3 protein-coding genes are annotated in these 20,043 nt (G+C 44.7%); 2 read left to right on the forward strand and 1 reads right to left on the reverse strand.

Annotated elements, in window-relative coordinates; all coding sequences use genetic code 11:
- Positions 1 to 458 precede the first annotated feature (458 nt).
- Together AAA942_RS15905 and AAA942_RS15910 are read left to right on the forward strand one after the other, a co-directional pair.
- Complete coding sequence (locus AAA942_RS15905; protein WP_338221280.1) at positions 459 to 13,145, forward strand: glycine-rich domain-containing protein; 12,687 nt, start codon at positions 459 to 461, stop codon at positions 13,143 to 13,145.
- A gap of 154 nt (positions 13,146 to 13,299) precedes the next feature.
- Positions 13,300 to 14,958 carry a hypothetical protein gene (locus tag AAA942_RS15910; protein WP_338221281.1) on the forward strand — a complete coding sequence of 553 codons (1,659 nt, stop codon included), beginning with the start codon at positions 13,300 to 13,302 and terminating at the stop codon, positions 14,956 to 14,958.
- A 56-nt stretch (positions 14,959 to 15,014) separates the two neighbouring features.
- Here the strand turns inward: AAA942_RS15910 and AAA942_RS15915 are convergent, their stop codons facing one another.
- Positions 15,015 to 19,355 carry a hypothetical protein gene (locus AAA942_RS15915; RefSeq protein ID WP_338221282.1) on the reverse strand — a complete coding sequence of 1,447 codons (4,341 nt, stop codon included), beginning with the start codon at positions 19,353 to 19,355 and terminating at the stop codon, positions 15,015 to 15,017.
- Between the last annotated feature and the right edge of the window lie 688 nt (positions 19,356 to 20,043).

Genomic DNA, 20,043 nt, shown 5'->3' on the forward strand with positions numbered 1-20,043 from the left:
TAGTAATCCAAAAAATAGTATGTTTTGGTTTACACCGGTTGATTCTGCTGTTTTTTCAAATAGGTTTCAATTAATGCCTTTCCATCTTCGATTTTGGAACGAATTTTTTTTGAGTGGATCAAAGGAGTATGTTGCCGGTGTCCGGGAGTTAACTTCAAGATTTTCAGGCAAAAAAACGTGTTTGAAATTCATTTTTTTGTATGTTTGTTGGATTTAGAAGGGCTCAAATGGGAAATTTTTATTCAGACAAATTTCTAAGGTCTACGTTCCAAAAACCTGAAATAGGTTTGGGAGGTAGACTATGGGTGATTTTATTGTTTTTTATCCTATCCGTTGGATTTTTTGGAGTCGGAGAAGTGAGGGGGCAGATTGCCCAGAGAGGAACAGCCACAACAGATTCTGATAACGACAATACAATATCAATTGCTCGTCCAACAGGGCTACAAGTTGGGGATTTAATGATATTAACTATCCATCAGGCCGACGAAGACAATAGTGATATAACAAGCCAAACATATCCTGGATGGACTTTAATAAGCGGTTCAACTTATTACGAAACAGGCAGTGGTTCTGGGAGTAGAGATGAATGGAGAGTTGACTTCTACTATAAAATTGCTACGGCTGCAGATGTAGCTGCTGCCAATTTTAATTTTACCGGAGATGGCGATACGGATTTTATGCAGGGGGCTATTATTGCTTTCTCTGGAGTAGATAACTCAAATCCATTTGATGTTCCCCCAGGAGCCATTCGAATAAATAGTAATTCAAGCACTGTAACTGCAAATTCCATAACAACAGTAAGTGATAATGCTGCCATTGTTATGCTCACTGCCTTACAAAACGATAGAAATCACACAAACAACTCTTGGACAACCACTTCTCCATCATCCCTTAATGAAGCTTATGATGTGGATTTGAATGAAGAGTTAGATATGGCAATTGGGGGAGCATGGGCAATTAAACCTACTGCTGGAGCAACAGGAAATGGTACAGTGTCAATTAGCGGCAATGCTAGAAGTGCTTCAATTTTGCTTGCGCTTAGACCCTCCTGCCCTACTACAATATCAGCTGGTCCTGCTATGGCTCCGATCTGTCAAGGCGGAACTTCTGCTCCTTTAGGAGGTACTGTTGGAGGATCTGCCACAGGAGGAATCTGGTCCGATGGAGGCATAGGTGGTACGTTTAGTCCCAGTGCATCAAATTTGAATGCCACTTGGACCCCTCCTGCAGGATATACAGGAACAGCAACATTAACACTGACAACCACTGGAGCATCCTGTGTCAGAACCGCCTCCAAGACAATTTTGGTTAATCCAAACCCAACCGTTGATGCAGGTACTGCCCTCACTGCAATTTGTCAGGGAGACCTCTCTGCACCCCTTGGAGGAAGTTTTGGTGGTGGAGCGACTGGGGCCATTTGGTCTGATGGAGGAATAGGAGGTACGTTTAGCCCCAGTGCAACTTTCTTAAATGCAACTTGGACTCCTCCTGCCGGCTACAGCGGCACAGCTACATTGACTCTGACCACCTCAGGCGGCTCCTGTGGAACGGTAAGTGATTCCAAAACAATTACCGTAAACCCAGGCGCCACAGCTAATGCCGGAGGGGCCTTGGCCCCAATTTGCCAAGGTCAAACCTCAGCCCCAATGGGAGGTAGCATCGGTGGTGTAGCCACTTCTGGAACTTGGTCCGGGGGATCGGGTACTTGGACCAATGCCAACAATCCTGCTACTGCGACCTATACTGCTGCACCTGGAGAATCCGGCTTAATCACGCTCACATTAACCACTTCTGGAGGGACTTGTGGTTCTACTTCAGTTTCAAAAACAATTTTTGTCAATGCACTTCCCCAAGCCAACGCTGGTCCTGCACTTTCTGGAATTTGTCAAGGGCAAACCACTCCGGCCATGGGCGGATCTGTGGGCGGATCGGTTTCTGGAGGAATCTGGAGCGGTGGGGCCGGAACATGGAATAATCCTACCGATCCTGCAAATGCCACTTACACGGCAGGACCATCAGAAACTGGAACAATCACCTTAACCTTAACCACAGTAGGAGGAAGTTGTGGAGTAGCTACAGCCACCAAGACGATTACCATTACAACCAGCCCAACGGCAAATGCAGGAGGAGCTTTAGACGAGATTTGTGATGGAGATACCTCAGCTCTTATGGGAGGAAATATCGGAGGTGCTGCGACAAGTGGTGTATGGACAAATCTGAATGGTAGCGGAACCTGGACAAATGCCAATAACCCTGCTACTGCGACCTACACAGCCGGGCCAAATGACAGTGCCTTGGGCCTGATCACCTTACAACTCACCGCAAGCGGTGGTTCTTGCAGTCCTGCCATTGTTACGAAGACTATACGAGTAAATCCAGGCAAAACAGTCTCCCCAGGTTCTTCCGATACATTTTGTTTTTTCACAGGAGACATTAATCTCGCCCACAGTACTACAGGTGCTACTGGAATCTCCGGAGATGGAGTAGACGGAGCCAATGGCCTTCCAACTGGCGTAAGCGCTACCTTTAATTCTTCTACCGGGGAAATAAGCATAACTGGCAATGCAACAGAGATGGGAATTTTCAACTACAGCATTGAATTACTGGGAACTTGCGGAGTAGCCTTTGCAACAGGAACCATAGAAGTGGAGGATTGTGGCTGTGTTGAGACTTTAGATTTTGACACCAATCCATCAGGAACCTGGGTAGTCCCTATAGGAGTCACTGAGGTGATTGTAGAAGCCTGGGGAGGTGGAGGAAGAGGTGGTAGAAGAACCACAGATGGTTATGGAGCTGGTGGCGGTGGTGGAGGATATTCTAGATCTATAATCACCGTAAATCCCGGAGACTCTTTTAATTATACTGTAGGTGCTGGAGGAAATAACTCAATAATCAATGGAGGTAGTTCAGTATTTGGTTCAAATCTTGTTGTTGCAAATGGTGGTCAAGGAGCTGCCAATAACTCAAATACAGGCGGTAGTGGTGCTTCATTAGGCATAGGTGAGGTAAGACGATCTGGTGGAAATGGTGCAATTGCAGATAATTTTGGAGGAAGCCAAAGGAGTGGAGGAGGTGGGTCTTCTGGAGGCCCTGGTGGAAATGGAATCAACGCAACAAATCAAAATGGTGCAATAGCTCCTGACGGAGGGGGAAACGGAGGAAGTGGTGTTGCAAATACTTCCACCAACACTCCTGGCGGCTCAGGTTCCGGACCTGGGGGTGGAGGAGGTGGTGCCCGTCGGAATGGAACAGATCAAAATGGTGGTGAGGGGGGACCTGGTCGAATAAAATTAACTTACACACTGACTGCAGGAATAGTTAACGGCCCCCAATCTATTTGTATTGGAGGCACCACCACGTTTACCTCCTCCATGGCGGGAGGTGTTTGGTCCTCTGCTGACCCTGCTATTGCCACAGTTGACCCCAATACAGGTGTAATCACAGGCGTTAGTGCAGGGGCTGCGACTATCCGATATACGATAACGGGCTGTTCTGTTGCCACTTCTTCCAGAACGGTCTTTGTTAATGCGCCAATTAGTCCAGGAACTTTGAGTGGAAATCAGGACATTTGTATTGGTGGGGATACTCAGCTTTTATCTTCTACCGCTTTTGGTACCTGGTCTTCATCCAATCCAGCTATTGCCACTGTTTCCAGTACAGGTTTGGTAACGGGGATTTCAGCGGGTACAGTGGATATTTTCTATAGACTTCCTGCCAGTGGAGGATGTCCTGCACCGGAAACAAGTATCAGCATCACCGTGACTGCACCACCTGATGCAGGTGTCCTCAGTGGAACCCAAGAAGTTTGTGAAGGGGGAACTAGAACTTTCTCCTCCACTATCTCAGGGGGTACCTGGTCATCAGGAAATCCGGCTGTAGCCACTGTAGATCCTGCAACTGGAATGGTGACGGGAGTAGCTGCAGGTTCGGCTATTATAACCTATACCGTCTCAGGTAATGGAGGATGCGCAGATGACTTTGAAACCCGATCCATCACGGTGACTCCATTAGCAGATGCCGGAACTTTGAGTGGTGAAGATGAACTCTGTGTCGGCGAAAGCACCGTATTTGCTTCTACCTCACTCGGAGGAACTTGGACCTCAAGTAATCCAGCGGTCGCCACTATCAATAGTTCAACCGGAGCAGTCACCGCTATTTCCAGCGGCTCTACAACCATTACTTATACAGTAGCAGGTTCAGGAAGCTGCCCGGATGATTTCGCTACCCGTAGCCTTACGGTCAATCCACTTCCCAGCCCAAGCTTTACCGCAGCACCTTCGGGTGTGGTATGTATTGGAGAAGAGGTAACCTATTCTACCCAATCAGGTCAATTTGACTATGACTGGCAGATCTCAGGCAGTGATGGAATCGATTATACCATTACTTCCGGTGGAACAAGTACAGATAATACACTTACGCTAACTTGGTTAACTCAAGGCACCAAACAGGTATTCCTCCGCTATTCCAATTCCAGTGGATGTCAAGCTGCTTCCTTTATCAGTAGCCCTATTTCGGTCAGTCCTCTACCCACTCCCACCTTTATCGTAGAGCCATCCGGTGATTATTGTTTAAATGAGACCGTAACTTATACCACCCAATCTGGCCGTGCCAATTACACCTGGAATATTTCGGGAGTCCAAGGAACAGACTACACTATTGTCGCTGGTGGATCTACCACCAATACAATTTCTATTGCATGGTTGACCACAGGTTCGAAGACTGTCACTGTTAATTATGACAACGCCAGCGGTTGTTCAGGGGTGGCTCCTGCTTCAAATTCAATTGATATTAACTCACTGCCAGTTCCCACATTTATTGCTGAACCTACCGGTGTAATATGTATTGGAGAAGAGGTCACTTACACCACCCAATCCGGCCCGGACATTGTTGACTATGACTGGACTATTTCTGGTGCAGAAGGGGTTGATTATACCATCACAGGAGGCGGCACCGATGAGACCATCAGCATTATTTGGTTGACCGATGGGCAAAAAACAGTATCAGTGAATTATGAAAATTCAAATGGCTGTGAAGGTGCCTCACCTGCTATCAGTACCATCGATCTAGACCCACTTCCTGTTCCGACCTTCACTACTGAGCCTTCAAATCCGGTTTGTATTGGAGACGAGGTAACCTACACCACTCAATCCGGGCAATCTAATTACATCTGGACGGTTTCGGGTGTTGAATCAACGGATTACACGATCACCGGAGGTGGTATTGGCACGGCAAGTAATTCCGTCACCATAGAGTGGTTAACCCCTGGAGATAAAACTGTGACGGTTAGCTACACTAATCCAGATGGCTGTATCAGTGCAGTTTCGGCTTCCAATACGATAACGCTTGATCCCCTTCCAGTACCCACATTCACCGTCGAGCCATCCGATCCGGTTTGTATTGGAGCAGAAGTAACCTATACCACCGAGTCAGGTCAATCCAATTACGTCTGGACCCTTTCTGGAACGGCAGGTACTGATTACACCATCACAGGCGGAGGCATCGGGACTAACAGTAACACTGTCACCCTACAGTGGTTGACTGACGGAGCCAAAACCGTAACTGTGAACTATACGGATGCTAACGGATGTACAGGAATCGCTCCTGCTTCAAATACCATAACCCTTGACCCCCTACCTGCGCCAAGTTTTACAGTCGAGCCATCTAATCCGGTTTGTCTCAACGATGCCGTAACCTATACTACACAAAGCGGACAATTAGATTATGTTTGGGTTATTCCCGGTACTGAAGGTACAGATTACAACATCACTGGAGGAGGAATAGGAACAGGAAGCAACACAGTCACTATTCAGTGGTTAAGTTCTGGTAGCAAAACGGTAACAGTTAATTATACCGATGCAAATGGTTGCTCAATTCCAACTCCAGCTTCAAATACCATAGAAATAAGCACCCCGGTTGCAATAGATCCTGAAATTGATCCGGGTCAATTGGGTGACACAGAATGTTTTGGGGATGGATTTGATCCGATTACCATCACCGCTACGGGATCTGGATTAACTTTCCAATGGTATCGCAAACCTGATAATTCGGACATCAGTATTGATCCGGGTACGGCAGTTCCTGGGGCTACCTCAGCCACATTTACCCCTCCTTCTTCACCTGAAGGCATTTCTTACTACTATGTAGTGGTATCAGGAACTTGTAGTGGTCCAACCCCATCTGACTTAACAGGTGCCTATATCGTTTCCCCATCCGGAACGGCAATCAACCTAGACCTTGACTCATCAGCTCCCGATCAGATTTTCTGTCTTGGTGGAGGTACATTCACCCAACTTGAAATTGCTGCAACAGGTGACGGGGGAACACCTGCAAGCTATCAATGGTATCAAAATACCTCTCCTACCAACACCGGGGGCATATTGCTCACCGGCGAAACCAATTCTACCTTCACTCCTCCATCTGATGCGAGTGTGGCGGATGGATTACCAAGGTACTATTATGCTACTGCCACCAGTCCAAGCTGTGGTACGGTTACTTCTTCGGTTTCAGGAGCATTTATTGTCAATCCATTAACGGCTATCGACTCAGAGGATCTTACAGGAGAAACTATCTGTGACGGCCAAGGGCCATTTAGTCCAATTTCCGTAAGCGCTTCCGGAAACGGAACCTTGTCTTATCAGTGGTACAGCAATACGACCGGAGTAATTAACACAGGAGTAGATACGCAGGTAGGTACAAACTCTGACACATTTACCCCGCCTTCTGATTTGGCAGATGGGACTCCTAGATACTACTATGTGGTAGTCTCTAGTTCAGGAGGTTGTGGTCCGGATCAAACTTCGAGTATTTCTGGAGCCTTCGTGGTGAACGAATTGCCAGTTCCAACCTTGACTCCTACACCTGCAGGTGAAGTTTGTGTGGGCGCTTCAGTAACCTATACTACTGAGACCGGGCAGTCGAACTATATTTGGACAATCCCTGGTACGGCTGGAACGGATTATACCATTACTTCCGGAGGAATTGGAGCAGCGGACCATACGGTGACGTTGACCTGGCTAACTGCCGGAACCAAGAATGTCTCCATTAATTACAGCAACTCAAACAATTGCGCTGCGGCCACGGCTACGGTCAATTCTACTATTGTAAATGCGCTTCCAGTTCCAACGTTTATTACGCCACCTCCCGCCCAAGTCTGCGTAGGAACTTCAGTGACCTATACCACCCAATCGGGTCAATCCAATTATATGTGGACAGTTCCAGGTGTAGCAGGTACTGATTATACCATTACTGCAGGGGGAATTGGAAATACCAGCAATACAGTTACACTTACTTGGTTAACTAGTGGTTCCAAAGCAGTTGCTGTAAATTATACAAATGGAAACAATTGTACCGCTGCTGCTGCGACCATCAATTCAACAATAGTAAACGCGCTTCCTACACCAACATTTACCGCTCCTATTGTTTCTGAGGTCTGCGTGGGCGCTCCAATAACTTATACCACCCAACCGGGTCAATCCAATTATACTTGGACAATAGCAGGAACCGCGGGAATCGACTACACTATTACCGGGGGCGGAATCGGAGCATCAAGCAATACAGTCACACTTAGATGGTTGACAGCGGGTACGAAAAACGTCTCAGTCAATTACAGAAACGCAAGTAATTGTTCTGCAGCATCAGCTGTAGTAAATTCTACCAATGTAAATGCGCTTCCTACGCCAACATTTATTACTCCACCTCCTGCAGAGGTTTGTGTTGGAGAATCAGTTACCTATACTACCCAACCAGGTCAATCCAACTATGTATGGACTATTCCCGGCACTGTAGGAACTGATTATACGATTACAGGTGGAAGCGCTTCGACCACAAGCAATACGGTTACGCTGACTTGGCTGACAGCAGGTACCAAAAATGTTTCTATCAATTATACCAATTCCACTAGTTGTACGGCTGTAGCTGCGGTGGTTAATTCAACCATAGTCAATGCCCTTCCAACTCCAACCTTCACTTCTTCTATACCTGCTGAAGTTTGTGTGGGAACCACGGTAACCTATACAACTCAGAACGGGCAAGACAATTATGCATGGACTGTACCGGGTGTTGCTGGAACAGACTATATCATCACCTCTGGAGGAATTGGACCATTTGATAATTCAGTAACCTTAAGATGGCTGTCTAGTGGCACTAAAAATATCTCTGTAAACTATAGCAACTCAAATAATTGTACTGCGGCATCGGCGGTTTCAAACTCCTTAAATGTAAGTCCACTTCCAACTCCAACATTTACAGAGGCCCCTACTACTGATCTGTGTGTAGGAGCTCCTGTCACCTATACCACACAACCAGGACAATCCAACTATATCTGGACTGTACCTGGGACAGTCGGAACCGATTATACCATTACCTCTGGAGGTATTGGAGCTACTGACCATACCGTCACACTTACTTGGTTAACAAGCGGTACCAAAAATGTTTCGGTGAATTACAGCAATGCAGGCGGGTGTACGGCAGTGTCTGCGTTTACCAATTCCACAGATGTCAATGTAACACCAGTGATATCCAACATCACGGGAACAATTATCTGTAGTGGAGGCACATTTACCGTAACTCCTCAAAACGGGACAAATGGATCCGTTCCGGCGGGTACAACTTACACTTGGACCGTATCTCCCAATGGAAATGTAACCGGAGAGTCCAATGTTGGAACACCTCAATCCAATATTTCCCAGACTTTGACCAATACCTCACTGGTAGATCAAACAGTGACTTATACGGTTACTCCTATCACTCCAGATGGATGCGTGGGGAACACCTTCCAAGTCGATGTACTGGTTCGGCCTATGCCGACTGTAAATCCAATTTCTAATCAGGATGTGGGTTGTTCTGGGCAATCTACTTCAGCTGTGAATTTTAGTGGAAATGCAGTTGCTGGGGTGGTCTATAACTGGACGAATAGCCATCCATCCATTGGATTAGCTGCATCCGGCACAGGAAATATTCCTTCATTTGTGGCCCAAAATCCTGGGGCAGGTCCAATCACAGCGACAATTACCGTGACACCATCGGTGAATGGTTGTCCTGGGCCATCGCAATCATTCACCATTACCGTAGATCCTACTCCTGTAATTACCTTACAGGCGGATTATTGTGCGGTGGATGGAAGTGTGGTTTTGGTGGCTAGCTCAAATGTAACGGGTACGACCTGGCTCTGGAATACAGGAGAAACCACATCATCCATAGTAGTAGATATAGCAGGATCTTACTCAGTGACTGCTACTTCTCCTGACGGATGCACCAGCACGGCTTCCATAAGTATTGCTGAGGAATTGATAATCGATGGGTCATTTACCAATTTTGATCCAGCGAATCCAAGTTTCTTCACCGAATACACTCAAAATCAAGCGTATTATGTCAATGGTAATCCTGCAACAGGTTTATGGCCTGAAGGGTATTATGCGGTTAATGTAAATGCACATGGAAGTACTACCACAACTCCTCCTGGATATCATACCAATTTCTTCGGTAGAGATCATACCAATAATGCAACTGGGCCACGAAACTTTATGATGGTCAATGGAGGGGCACTTATAGGTAGTCCACTCCGACAACCCGTAATTTGGAGACAAGAAGTAGCAGTTGAGCAATTTACTGAATACTATTTTTCGGCATGGGCAATGAATTTGAATCCTGCTTCAAATGCTAGGCTTCAATTCAAAATCAATGGACAATTAGTAGGTACTGTTCTTGATCTGTCAACTGCACCTGAACCAACTAGTCAAGCTCAAGTAGGATTGGACAATTGGAGAGAATTCAGATCCAATCCGAGCTGGAGCTCAGGTACGGCTACTACGGCAATCATTGAAATTGTCAACCTAAATACTGCATTGGGAGGAAATGATTTCGCCTTGGATGACATTTCCTTCGGTACCCTGTCGCCATTTATTCGATTAACCTCTGCAGTTGGTACGGATGACAGTCAAGTGGTCTGTGAAGATTCTCCAATTGTGGATATTGAATATGCAGTGGGTGGCGGATTGGACGGACCATTGGTTACAGGCTTACCTGCTGGGCTTACTGCCACATGGAATGGTGTGAATTTGAGAATCAGCGGCTCTCCTACCACTCCCGGACAATACTTCTATGAGGTCTTTACAACAGGTTCATGTCAACAAGTGCGAGTTGAAGGGTTAATCACGGTCCGGGACGTTCCTGATCAAGGCACAATAGCAAGTAACCAAACTGTCTGTGAAGGTGACACCCCTGCAGCCATAATCGGTAGTGTGTATAGTCCGCAGGATATTGGAGCAGTCATCTCCTACCGTTGGGAAATGAACACTAACCTATCTACTCCAAATTGGGTGGATGTTCCGGGAAATCCAACAGGAGCTAATTACAATCCCCCTGTATTGTCCCAGACTACCCAATATAGAAGGTATACCATTTCCTCTGTAGGCGCAAATAGTTGCGAAGGACCGGCAACTGAACCCGTGACCATCACCTTACAGTCAACTCCGGTTGCAGGAGCGATTGCGGCAGACCAGACTATCTGTGAAGGAGAAGATCCAGTTGCATTTACAAGCACTTCTGTTGGAACCGGCGACGGAACTATTTCCTATCAGTGGGAATTCACCAATGCTTCTAATCCAGGCTGGACCACCATTACTGGCGCGACCGGTGCTACTTATGATTCTCCAGCATTGACAGAGACCACCCAGTTTAGAAGGATTACCATCTCTACCTTAAATGGAGTGGATTGTAATTCAATGCCGACTTCTTCTGTTACCGTGACTGTAATTCCAGAAAACACCGTAACCCCTGTAAACCCTGACCCTGTACTATGTCTTGACACCGTGGTTCCTATCACCCTCATTCATCGTAGTACCGGAGCCACAGGAATAGTAAATGAAGGGGTAGCCGGGGCAAATGGTCTTCCTTTAGGAATCAGTGCTTCTTTTGATTCAGGTTCGGGAGACATTACCATATCCGGAACTCCAACTGAAGTAGGAACTTTCAATTACAGTATTCCTTTGACCGGAGGTTGTGGATCAGTAAATGCCACAGGAACCATTACGGTGGAAGATCCAAGCTATCCTATTTCCAGTATTGATGTGGACAATCCTCCAGTTGGCTCCTCTCCTCCTTATGTCTCGACAATTACCGTTTACGGTCCTGAGCTAGCCCCGGGAGAATATGTGATCAATTACAGTACAGATGGAGCAAACGTGATTGCTGACCAAAACATTTCTGTAACCGTCGTCACTCCGGGTCAATTTACTTTCCAATCACTACCCTATTCGAATGAAGGAACAACCATCCTGACCATCAACTCCATCCAAGGGATAGCCGATCAATGTCCATACTCGGTACCGACAAACAATACTGCTCCTTATGGAATCAATTGCAGTACGGAGTATTTGGCCGCAAATGGAGATGCTATTTACACAGTTCCTGCTGGAGTGAGCCAAGTTACTATTCAGGCATTTGGAGACGGAACAGGAGGAAATACTGCAACTCAGACAGTCTCTGTCATACCCGGTGAACTCATCTTTATCGTATTCAGTGGTACGGATGTATTTGCCACTCAAGTTCCAGCTACTGAGCCTGTGGCGGATCGACTAGCTCAGGCAATTATAAGCACAACAGGACCAAATGGCAGGCTGGTATTCACTTACGATTGCCCTGATCCTTCACCTTGTACGGGTACTGGAGATGTGTTCCAATATACCGATGCTGAAGGCTATACTATCATCCGAATCACCGGAGATTGTTCTTCATGGACCTGGAATGCTCCAGATGGCTTGGATGAATTTGAGGTGTTAGTAGTCGGCGGAGGTGGAGGCGGAGGCTTTGGAGATGCCGCAGGCGGAGGTGGCGGTGGAGCTGTTATTTATCAGCATTACACTGGAATCACGATGAATGGAGCGCCTGGTTTGCAAGGAGCTTCTTTTGAAGTAACGCCTGGATCTCAAGGTCTAGGAGCCACGAGTCTGTCCCAACTAGGTACAAATGGAACTGAATCAAGTTTCACAGGTCCTAGTTTCAATTCTGCCCAAGGTACATTCGCAGATCTCAATGCCGCAGGAGGAGGAAAAGGTGGTTCTTCTAGTGGAAACAACGCCGATCGTCAAGGAGCTAATGGAGCATCAGGAGGCGGGGGAGCAGCATTCGGAACTAACGCCTCATCAGGAGGCGCCGCAAGTAATGGTAACTCAGGAGGGGTAGCCATGGGTCAAAGCTTTGGTGGGTCCGGTGCCGGTGGTGGAGGCGCTGCTTCAAGTGGAAATAATGGTACCGGAAATGCTTCTCTGATGACCGCAGGAAATGGTGGTAATGGATTAATGCAGAGTATTTCCGGAGAAAACGTGCATTATGGAGCTGGAGGAGGAGGTACCTCCTTCGGGGCCACAGTAAATGAACCGGGTATGGGCGGAAGCACTTACACAGGTTCTGGTGGCTCTACCTTCTATGCCGGTGGTAGAGGAAATAATACCGGAGTAGGTCTACCTGCTACCACCTTTGGTTCAGGTGGTGGAGCCGGAAGGACAGGAGGTAGCAACGGCTTCCAAGGCGTCGTTTACATCCGATACCCCAACTTCCGAATTCTACCTTTGGAATACCTTTATTTTAATGCGGAATACAATTCTTCTATGCGCTCAGGTGATTTGACTTGGGCTACCGCTAAAGAATGGGAAAACGATCGATTCGAAATAGAGCGCTCGGTCAATGACGTAAAATCATGGGAAACCATAGGTCAGGTCAATGGTGCTGGCTACTCAGATTCTCAAACTGATTATTCCTATCAAGACTTCAAACTCCCTATCGCCGGAGGCAATATCTTCTACCGACTGAAGCAGTTTGACTTCGATGGGGACTTCACCTACAGCGACATCAAGGCCATTCAGGTTGAATCACTTTCAGGATTGACCCGATGGAAAGTATATCCAAATCCGACCACAGGAGATCCGATCAACCTTGAAATGCTGGATAGCAGGGCATACAATGATGAAAAAATCACTGTCCGTTTGATCTCATCAACTGGCCAATTCGATATTTTGGAAGGGGATATTCCTAGAGAGCTAAGTCTGAGACTGGCTGATATTCTTCGTCTCAAAGCAGCCGGAGTTTATACTTTTGAAATCAGCTGGGGTGCCAATCGGGAGTATCACAAGGTCATCCTGAGGAGATAATTAGCTACTATTTATCAAAAAAAAGTAAAGGCCGAAATTGGATTTTCGGCCTTTTTTTTATTTTTGAAAGCCTAAATCAAAATAATATTTTGATTTTGAGCATATTTTAGAATTTAATTCCATTTCACTGTATTCAAATAACAAAAACACAAGTATGAAACGAATTTTCGGCAAAAAGAACATTGGATTCCTAATTGCCTTCACCCTACTTCTTTTGGCTTTTTCCTGCAACGATGACCCGGGAACCCCCAATGATTCTTCCATCATTATCAATACTGACAGTGAGCATTTAAGTCAAAGACTTTCTTTGGATGGATCCGGGGTCATTGGAATTACCGCCCCTTCAAATTCATCAGGAAGAATTTGGGACGATGATGATGCTGAGGAAATCGCCTTGGTCCTTATTTCTCAGGCATCATCACCTGTCTATGAAGGAAATACCCTTCAGGCTACCCATGTGGATATTGATGATGACTATGCCTATGTGGCTTACAATACAGCAGGTCCCACTTACTTGGGAGCAGTTGAGATTTTGGATATTTCCGATGCTTACAAGCCAAGAATTGTGGCTCAAGCCATATTCAAAAACGCCGATATCAGTGCTTTGGAATATCGGGACGGGGTATTGTTCTTAGCCATGGCCGTGGATGTAGATCAAAGCGAAGTGACTGACCCGGCCAATTTGGGCATAGTCTCCGTCTCCAACGGTCAGTTTACCTCTGACTTTCGGTTGATATCAGTTCCGGGTTTTGTAGCCACCGATGTGACTGCCACCAGTCAATTTACCGCATTAGTCAGTGGAAGCAATGGTGCTTTGACCCTCTTTGACCGGAATCTGAACAAGCTTTCAGAAGTGCCAGGTGAAGACCTAAGGAGTGTGACTTTTGGCGAAAATCGACTAGCAATCCTTAGCGGTACTCAAGGTGCGGGCATTTTGAATCCCAACTCTTTAACCGAGGTGACCAGAATAGCTCTCGATGCTGATGAGCCTCAGGCAAAAAGGACTATCGATATTGAAGACGATCATGTATTTATCGCTTTGGGAAGAAAAGGCGCTGGAATTTACCGCCTCTCTAACGGGCGGGAAGAAAGTCTCCTCCCTATTCCTATCAATCCCGAAAATGTAGAAGCCGGAGATATTGTGACCAATGCAGTATCCGTGGAAGATGATCTGCTTTTCATGGCGAATGGCGCTGCAGGAATATCCATTGCGGATGTGGATGATGAAGATGACCCTAAGCTTTATGGAGTCTTGGATTTGGACGGGTCATCAAATTTTGTGCGATTTGAGGACAAATTCATTTTTGTAGCCACCGGACAAGGAGGAATTCAAATTCTAAAAATCGTAGAACGGGATGAGGATGACGACGACGATGAGGAAAATGAAGACATAAACTGCACGGGCCTTTCCCCCTACCGAGGTAGCTCCAATCTGAATATCAACGGAAATGAAAATGCCGCCTTTGCTGGTTCTGCGCAGCTAAAGAATGTAAACATAGGTGGGGAATTTCTTTTCTGCGGCTCTTTGGCCATTGAGCAAAATCTAAATGTCAACAGCAACGGATTGATGACGGTAGTTGGGTCGTTTGCTTTTGGTCAATACAGAAAAAACACCAGCATCAATGTCAATAGCAATTCTACCCTGAGACTTTCCGGGTCGACTGTAATCTATGGTGATTTAAGGCTAAACAGTGGCGCTACTTTAGAATTTGTAGGTGATAACAATACAATAACCATCTACGGAGATGTGCAGATCAACAGTGGCGCGCGAATCATAGGAGACTTCAAAGACACTGAGGGGAAACTGGATTAATCAAACCCATTCAATAAAAGAACCCATACAATACTACCTTTTGTATGGGTTCTTTTTTATTCCTCTTCTTCTTTCCTCAAGTCCTTCGGCACTTTTGCCCTTCCCAAGCCAAATGTGCCGCGGAGTCCACTGAAAGTAGCCTTCCACCAGGCGCTAAAGACAAACTTGCCTTTGTTTCTCTCTTGGAAGATTCTTCTGCTCACCACTTTCCCTTTTCCTCCTCTTGGGTTATTATTTTTTGCAAGCAGGTTAGCTCCAAAAGTATAGATCTTCAGCTTTCCCAAGCCTCTTTCCAAGGTAAGGCTATCCAGGAATTGAACTTTCAGATCGGTATATCCAAAACTCATCCTACCTCGGGCAAAATCCTCATTCAGCCGGAAATTCCAGTCTCCATCTGTCACCGTACCATCCACAGCTTTCACAAAAAGAGTTTTTGAGAGAAAGTCATCCGCCTCTGTGAATGAAAAATCCTTCATTTTGACTTCCACATCCATGGGGTAATTCTCCTCAAAGTACATCTCTGCATTCAGGTTTACTTCAGACTGATCCATAATTCGGGCTTGGATACCAATTCTTGCTTTATCAAGAGGATAGGCTTCTCCCTCCTTTCTTAGGTAAAATGGCGCCAAATCCAACTGAATCTGATCAAAGCTGATCATTCCGGGAAGGTTTCCTTTGGGTGCAAATTCATAATACCTAACTCTTCCATCTCTAACCCTTATCGAAAAAATATCCGCCGACACTTTGGAATGGCTCATCAAAAATTGAGGCATCGGCTTGTAAATAGACAAGTCCGGCGGTAACCTTTTGTCACGGAACAAATCAATCTCTGCGCCGGAAATACTCAGATTATTCGCCTTAATTTTCGCGTTTTGTACGTATTCCAAAGGATCCAAACCTTCCAGTCGAATACTATTTACCCTTGCCGTGACTGCATCCGTCTGGAAGGGCAGTTTTCGAAGAAGGGCATAATTCCCCAAGATGGGTCGGTAGTAGATACCCTGAATATCCAAGTTGCCGTTTTCATAGGCTATGGATTTAAGGCTTACTCTGTAATTACTGTCAGGAGTATCGATCTGATATCCTTTTAGAGAAAAGGCAATGTTCTTTTTTACTAGATCCTCAAGGTCCACTTTTTGTTCCTTATTCATTAGATCTAGTCCCAAATCTTTGACTTGGAAGTCAAGTTGAGGGAAGTTTAATCGTGGATCTGGCCCGATACCTTTTTTGTGGATTTGAACTTTCCCATTTTCCAAAAGCAAGTCTCCCACCAAAAAAGAATCTATCAACTGATTCTCTTTTTTTGGTTTGGAACTGGACTTTGTTGAAGACTTCAGTGTATCCAGATAGAGGTCCACTTGGGGGTTGACAATTCGGATTTCCCTGAAATCGAGCGTTTTGGTATCCAAAACCTCAGGAAGGTGATTGTTTCGAATCGCTAATTGATCAATTTTTGCTTCAACCACCGGACTTCCACTTTTCCCAAAATGGTCCTTGGGGGTGATTTTGAGGTCCGAAAAAACAATCTCTTCCCTTTGATCGCCAAGACTTACCTTGGAAAAACTAACGGTATGAACACTGTCAGGCAGTGCAAAGACAAAGTCCTTAAGGTCCAGATTCGCAGAAGAATAGATCGAACTGAAATCCGCATTTTCAGTCATCAAAGAATCCAGATAGAAATTTTGAATCAAAAAGTCAAATCCGGTTCGGATCGACTGCCGCGAGGCATTTTCACCTAGGTAAAGCAGTTGGAGTTGGGAATCTACAGCTTGGATTGAATCAATGCTTATAAATTCAACAGATTTTCTGATAGCTTTCTTCTTTGGACCTTTGGTCTCCGCTACAGAAATTTCCTGGTCGATCCCTATTTCTACCAAACCCTGATCTATTTCTAGTTTTTGTAGATTGAGAATATTGTCAAAAACAAACTCCTCTATATCCACCCCTCGCAAAACCACCTTGGGAAAATTTAACCCGAGATTTAAACGACTATTTGAATTATCCCCGGGCTTGAGAATCAATTGATCAAAAATGATGGCTTGAGCCTTTGAGTTATAGTTCAATAAATCCGTTTCAACATTGTATTTGCCGGCAGCCAGATTAAACGAGTAATTATTGAAAGTAAGGTCAATCTCTTCTGAAAAGAGCGTTTTCTCAGAAAAAGTGGTGTCTGTAGAGCTTAGATAAAAATTTTTAAGTTTTAAGTTAAAATCATCTTCTTGAAAACTGCTTTTCTTATTCTGAATCAAGCTTTCATATTTGATCTTTGCTCGGCCCAAATTCAAAGAATCCACCTGAATGAAATTGAAATACCCCAAAAGAACATCCTTAATTTCTGAAGTAGACTGAAGGGATTCTCCTTTCCCAGTTTCTTGCTTCGCCCGGTAGGCAGAGATTTCGAATTCCGGGTTTGGCATATCTATCAGGCTCACATCCAGCACCTTTTCCATCAATGCCCCCTTTACATCCAGACCCTCGGCACGAAATGAAGGAACAAATAAATTGATCGCAGAGGTCTTACCGTAGGTATCGAGAAGGGATTGGATCTGATCCGGGGACTCTGGCCTGATACTCAAATTCCTTATCGCCAACAGACTTCTTCTGGAATCCACCGTGAGCTGATCCGCAACAATGACATGAAGGTTATCTTTGATTTTTAATCGATAATCATACAAATCCAAGGATATTTCCTCTGCATAAATCTGATCCTGAATGGGCAAAGAAGAATCAGCATTTAAGGATAGATCATCTAAGAGAAAACTAAATCGATCAAATCCGATATCATTGCTTCTCCTCCCTCTGGCATCGGTAAACTGCACAGTTCCATCTCTTACTTCGAAAGAACCAATGTTTGCTTGGTTTAAAAACCCAGAAATAAGCTCATTGGTAGAAACTCCTCCTACTTTTTCTTCAGCATCTTCCAATTCTACCACTTCAACACTAGGCCTGTCAATAAGAAGACTGTTTACATTCAATATCCCTTCATTGTAAAGTTTTTTGAGGTCGATTTCATCCAGAGAAAATTCTGATAAGCTTACTTTAAGGAGGTTTTTGGGGGATTTTGATTGTATTCCTTCCTCCCTTGGACTCAAAGTGAGGTTTCTGACGATCAGTTCATCCTTGAATGAGGACACAAAAATCTTCTCTCCTTGAATCAAGTGAATATCATCTCCGAGATAAAGACTACCTCCATCTATTTCCATAGAGGCATCCTCGCCATAAAAGAATTGATTTTCCCTCAGCAGGAAATCCTCGCCAAGATAGAATTTGACCATTTTGAAGTTAAGACGCTCCAGTTCAATTCGACTTTTTAGAGTATCCGCAATCTGGGATTTTACGAATTTGCCGTCGTTAATTGACAGTTCTTTTATTTTTACGGACTTGAGAATGCCTTGAATAAAATCATTTAGATTTCCGGAAGCTGTGCTGTCCTTATGGGGGTTGGGATTACTCGCAACTTTAAAGTACGGTTCATTGAGAATTAACTCGTCCACCTCCATTTCGGAAGTCATGAAGGCCTTATTCAGATCTACATTCCCCAAAAGGAGTTTGTCCAAGTTAACAGTATAGTAAGCCTTACTTTGCTGACTTTCATCAGGGCGAAGAGAAAAAGTGGTGATATTAACCAAATCCTCAAGCGAAGAAATAAATACCCGCTCAGCTTCAAGTGAATGCACCCCATCCGGCAGAGTAAACTTTACCTCATCCAACTCAAATTCAAAACCCTCTGCATTAAAAGGAGTCGTCCATTCTTCCTTGGTAGTCAGATCAATATTCTTGACCACCAGATAGGTATTTTCCGCATCAAGATTTCCCTTACTCAGAAAATTGAAAAATAAGACGTTAGCGTGGTCTATTTCGACTTCATTAATCCGGAATGCACCCAGGTTCATTTTAAGGATACTCTTCCTGATTTCCTGCTCAAGTAGTTTGACAGGAGAGCCTTCCTTTTTGCCCTGATTTTTGGGAGGTTCATTGGTCTGATTCGCCGCAAGGCTTAATTCAACACTGGGGTTATCCAAGTAGATTTTTCCAATTGTAAATTCCTTTTCAAAAAAATCATAACAAAGCCCGGAAAATCCAACCTGATCCAATTTGATGTCAAAGAGAGCCTGACCTTCATTTTTAAGATCAGAATTTACCGGCTGCAGGACAAGACCATCCAGAAAAAATCCTCTTCTCAAAAGTGAAAAATTGAACCGGTTAAAATCAACCACATAAACTTCATGTGTTGCCTCATTTATTTTACGCTGCGCATACCGCGAGAGAAAAATATTCGATCCGAAATAAAGCAGGAATTCTAAAAAGAGTAAAACCAAAACTACCTTCAGAAAAAAGGCGAGTAGTTTTTTTCGAATAGGATGTCTGAGGTGCTTTTTAGCGGATTCCCGGGACATGCGGAACTGAGGTAATTAACACAGAAAAGATAGTCACAAAATCACGAGTATTTGCAATTCACCACAAATTACATCCAAAAATCAGGTCAAAATACCATTCATTAACCTTCCTCGGCCTACTTGCAGAATCAATACCGCAAAAAAAAAGCAACATTCCTGTTGCTTTTTTTGCTGTAGGAGAAGGATTCGAACCTCCACGGGGCAGTTAGGCTAAAGTCCGGTCGACGCTCGCTTTGTGCTGGGCTCCCCACCCCCGAGACAGGAGGGCTTGTCTGCCAATTTCAACATCCTACAGTATGGCTGTAATTTGGTAAGCTGGTGGCTGTTTTGCCATTTACCCATAACTTACTGGAAATCAAAACCCTCCAAATTTCTCTCCGTAATCGATTGAGTAATTAGAAGCTTTTGATGTCTCAAAATTAGAAAACAGATCGATTTATTAAAATTTTTGCAAGATTTATTTTACTTTTTTTCATTTTTTTTATCCAAATAGCTTTTTTAATACCTAATCAATAATTGGAAAGAATCTTTTTGCCTCTGAATTAGAAAATCGAAAAAGAAAGTAAAAGCTCAAAATTGGCTTGGATTTATTCAAGCATGGACAATAAAAAAACCATGAAATAAAATTCCATGGTTTTAGTCAATTAACAATAAACCCAAAATAACCTGCTGTAGGAGAAGGATTCGA

It is taken from the genome of Algoriphagus sp. oki45 (genome assembly GCF_036245605.1).
In the GTDB taxonomy this organism is placed as follows: Bacteria; Bacteroidota; Bacteroidia; order Cytophagales; family Cyclobacteriaceae; genus Algoriphagus.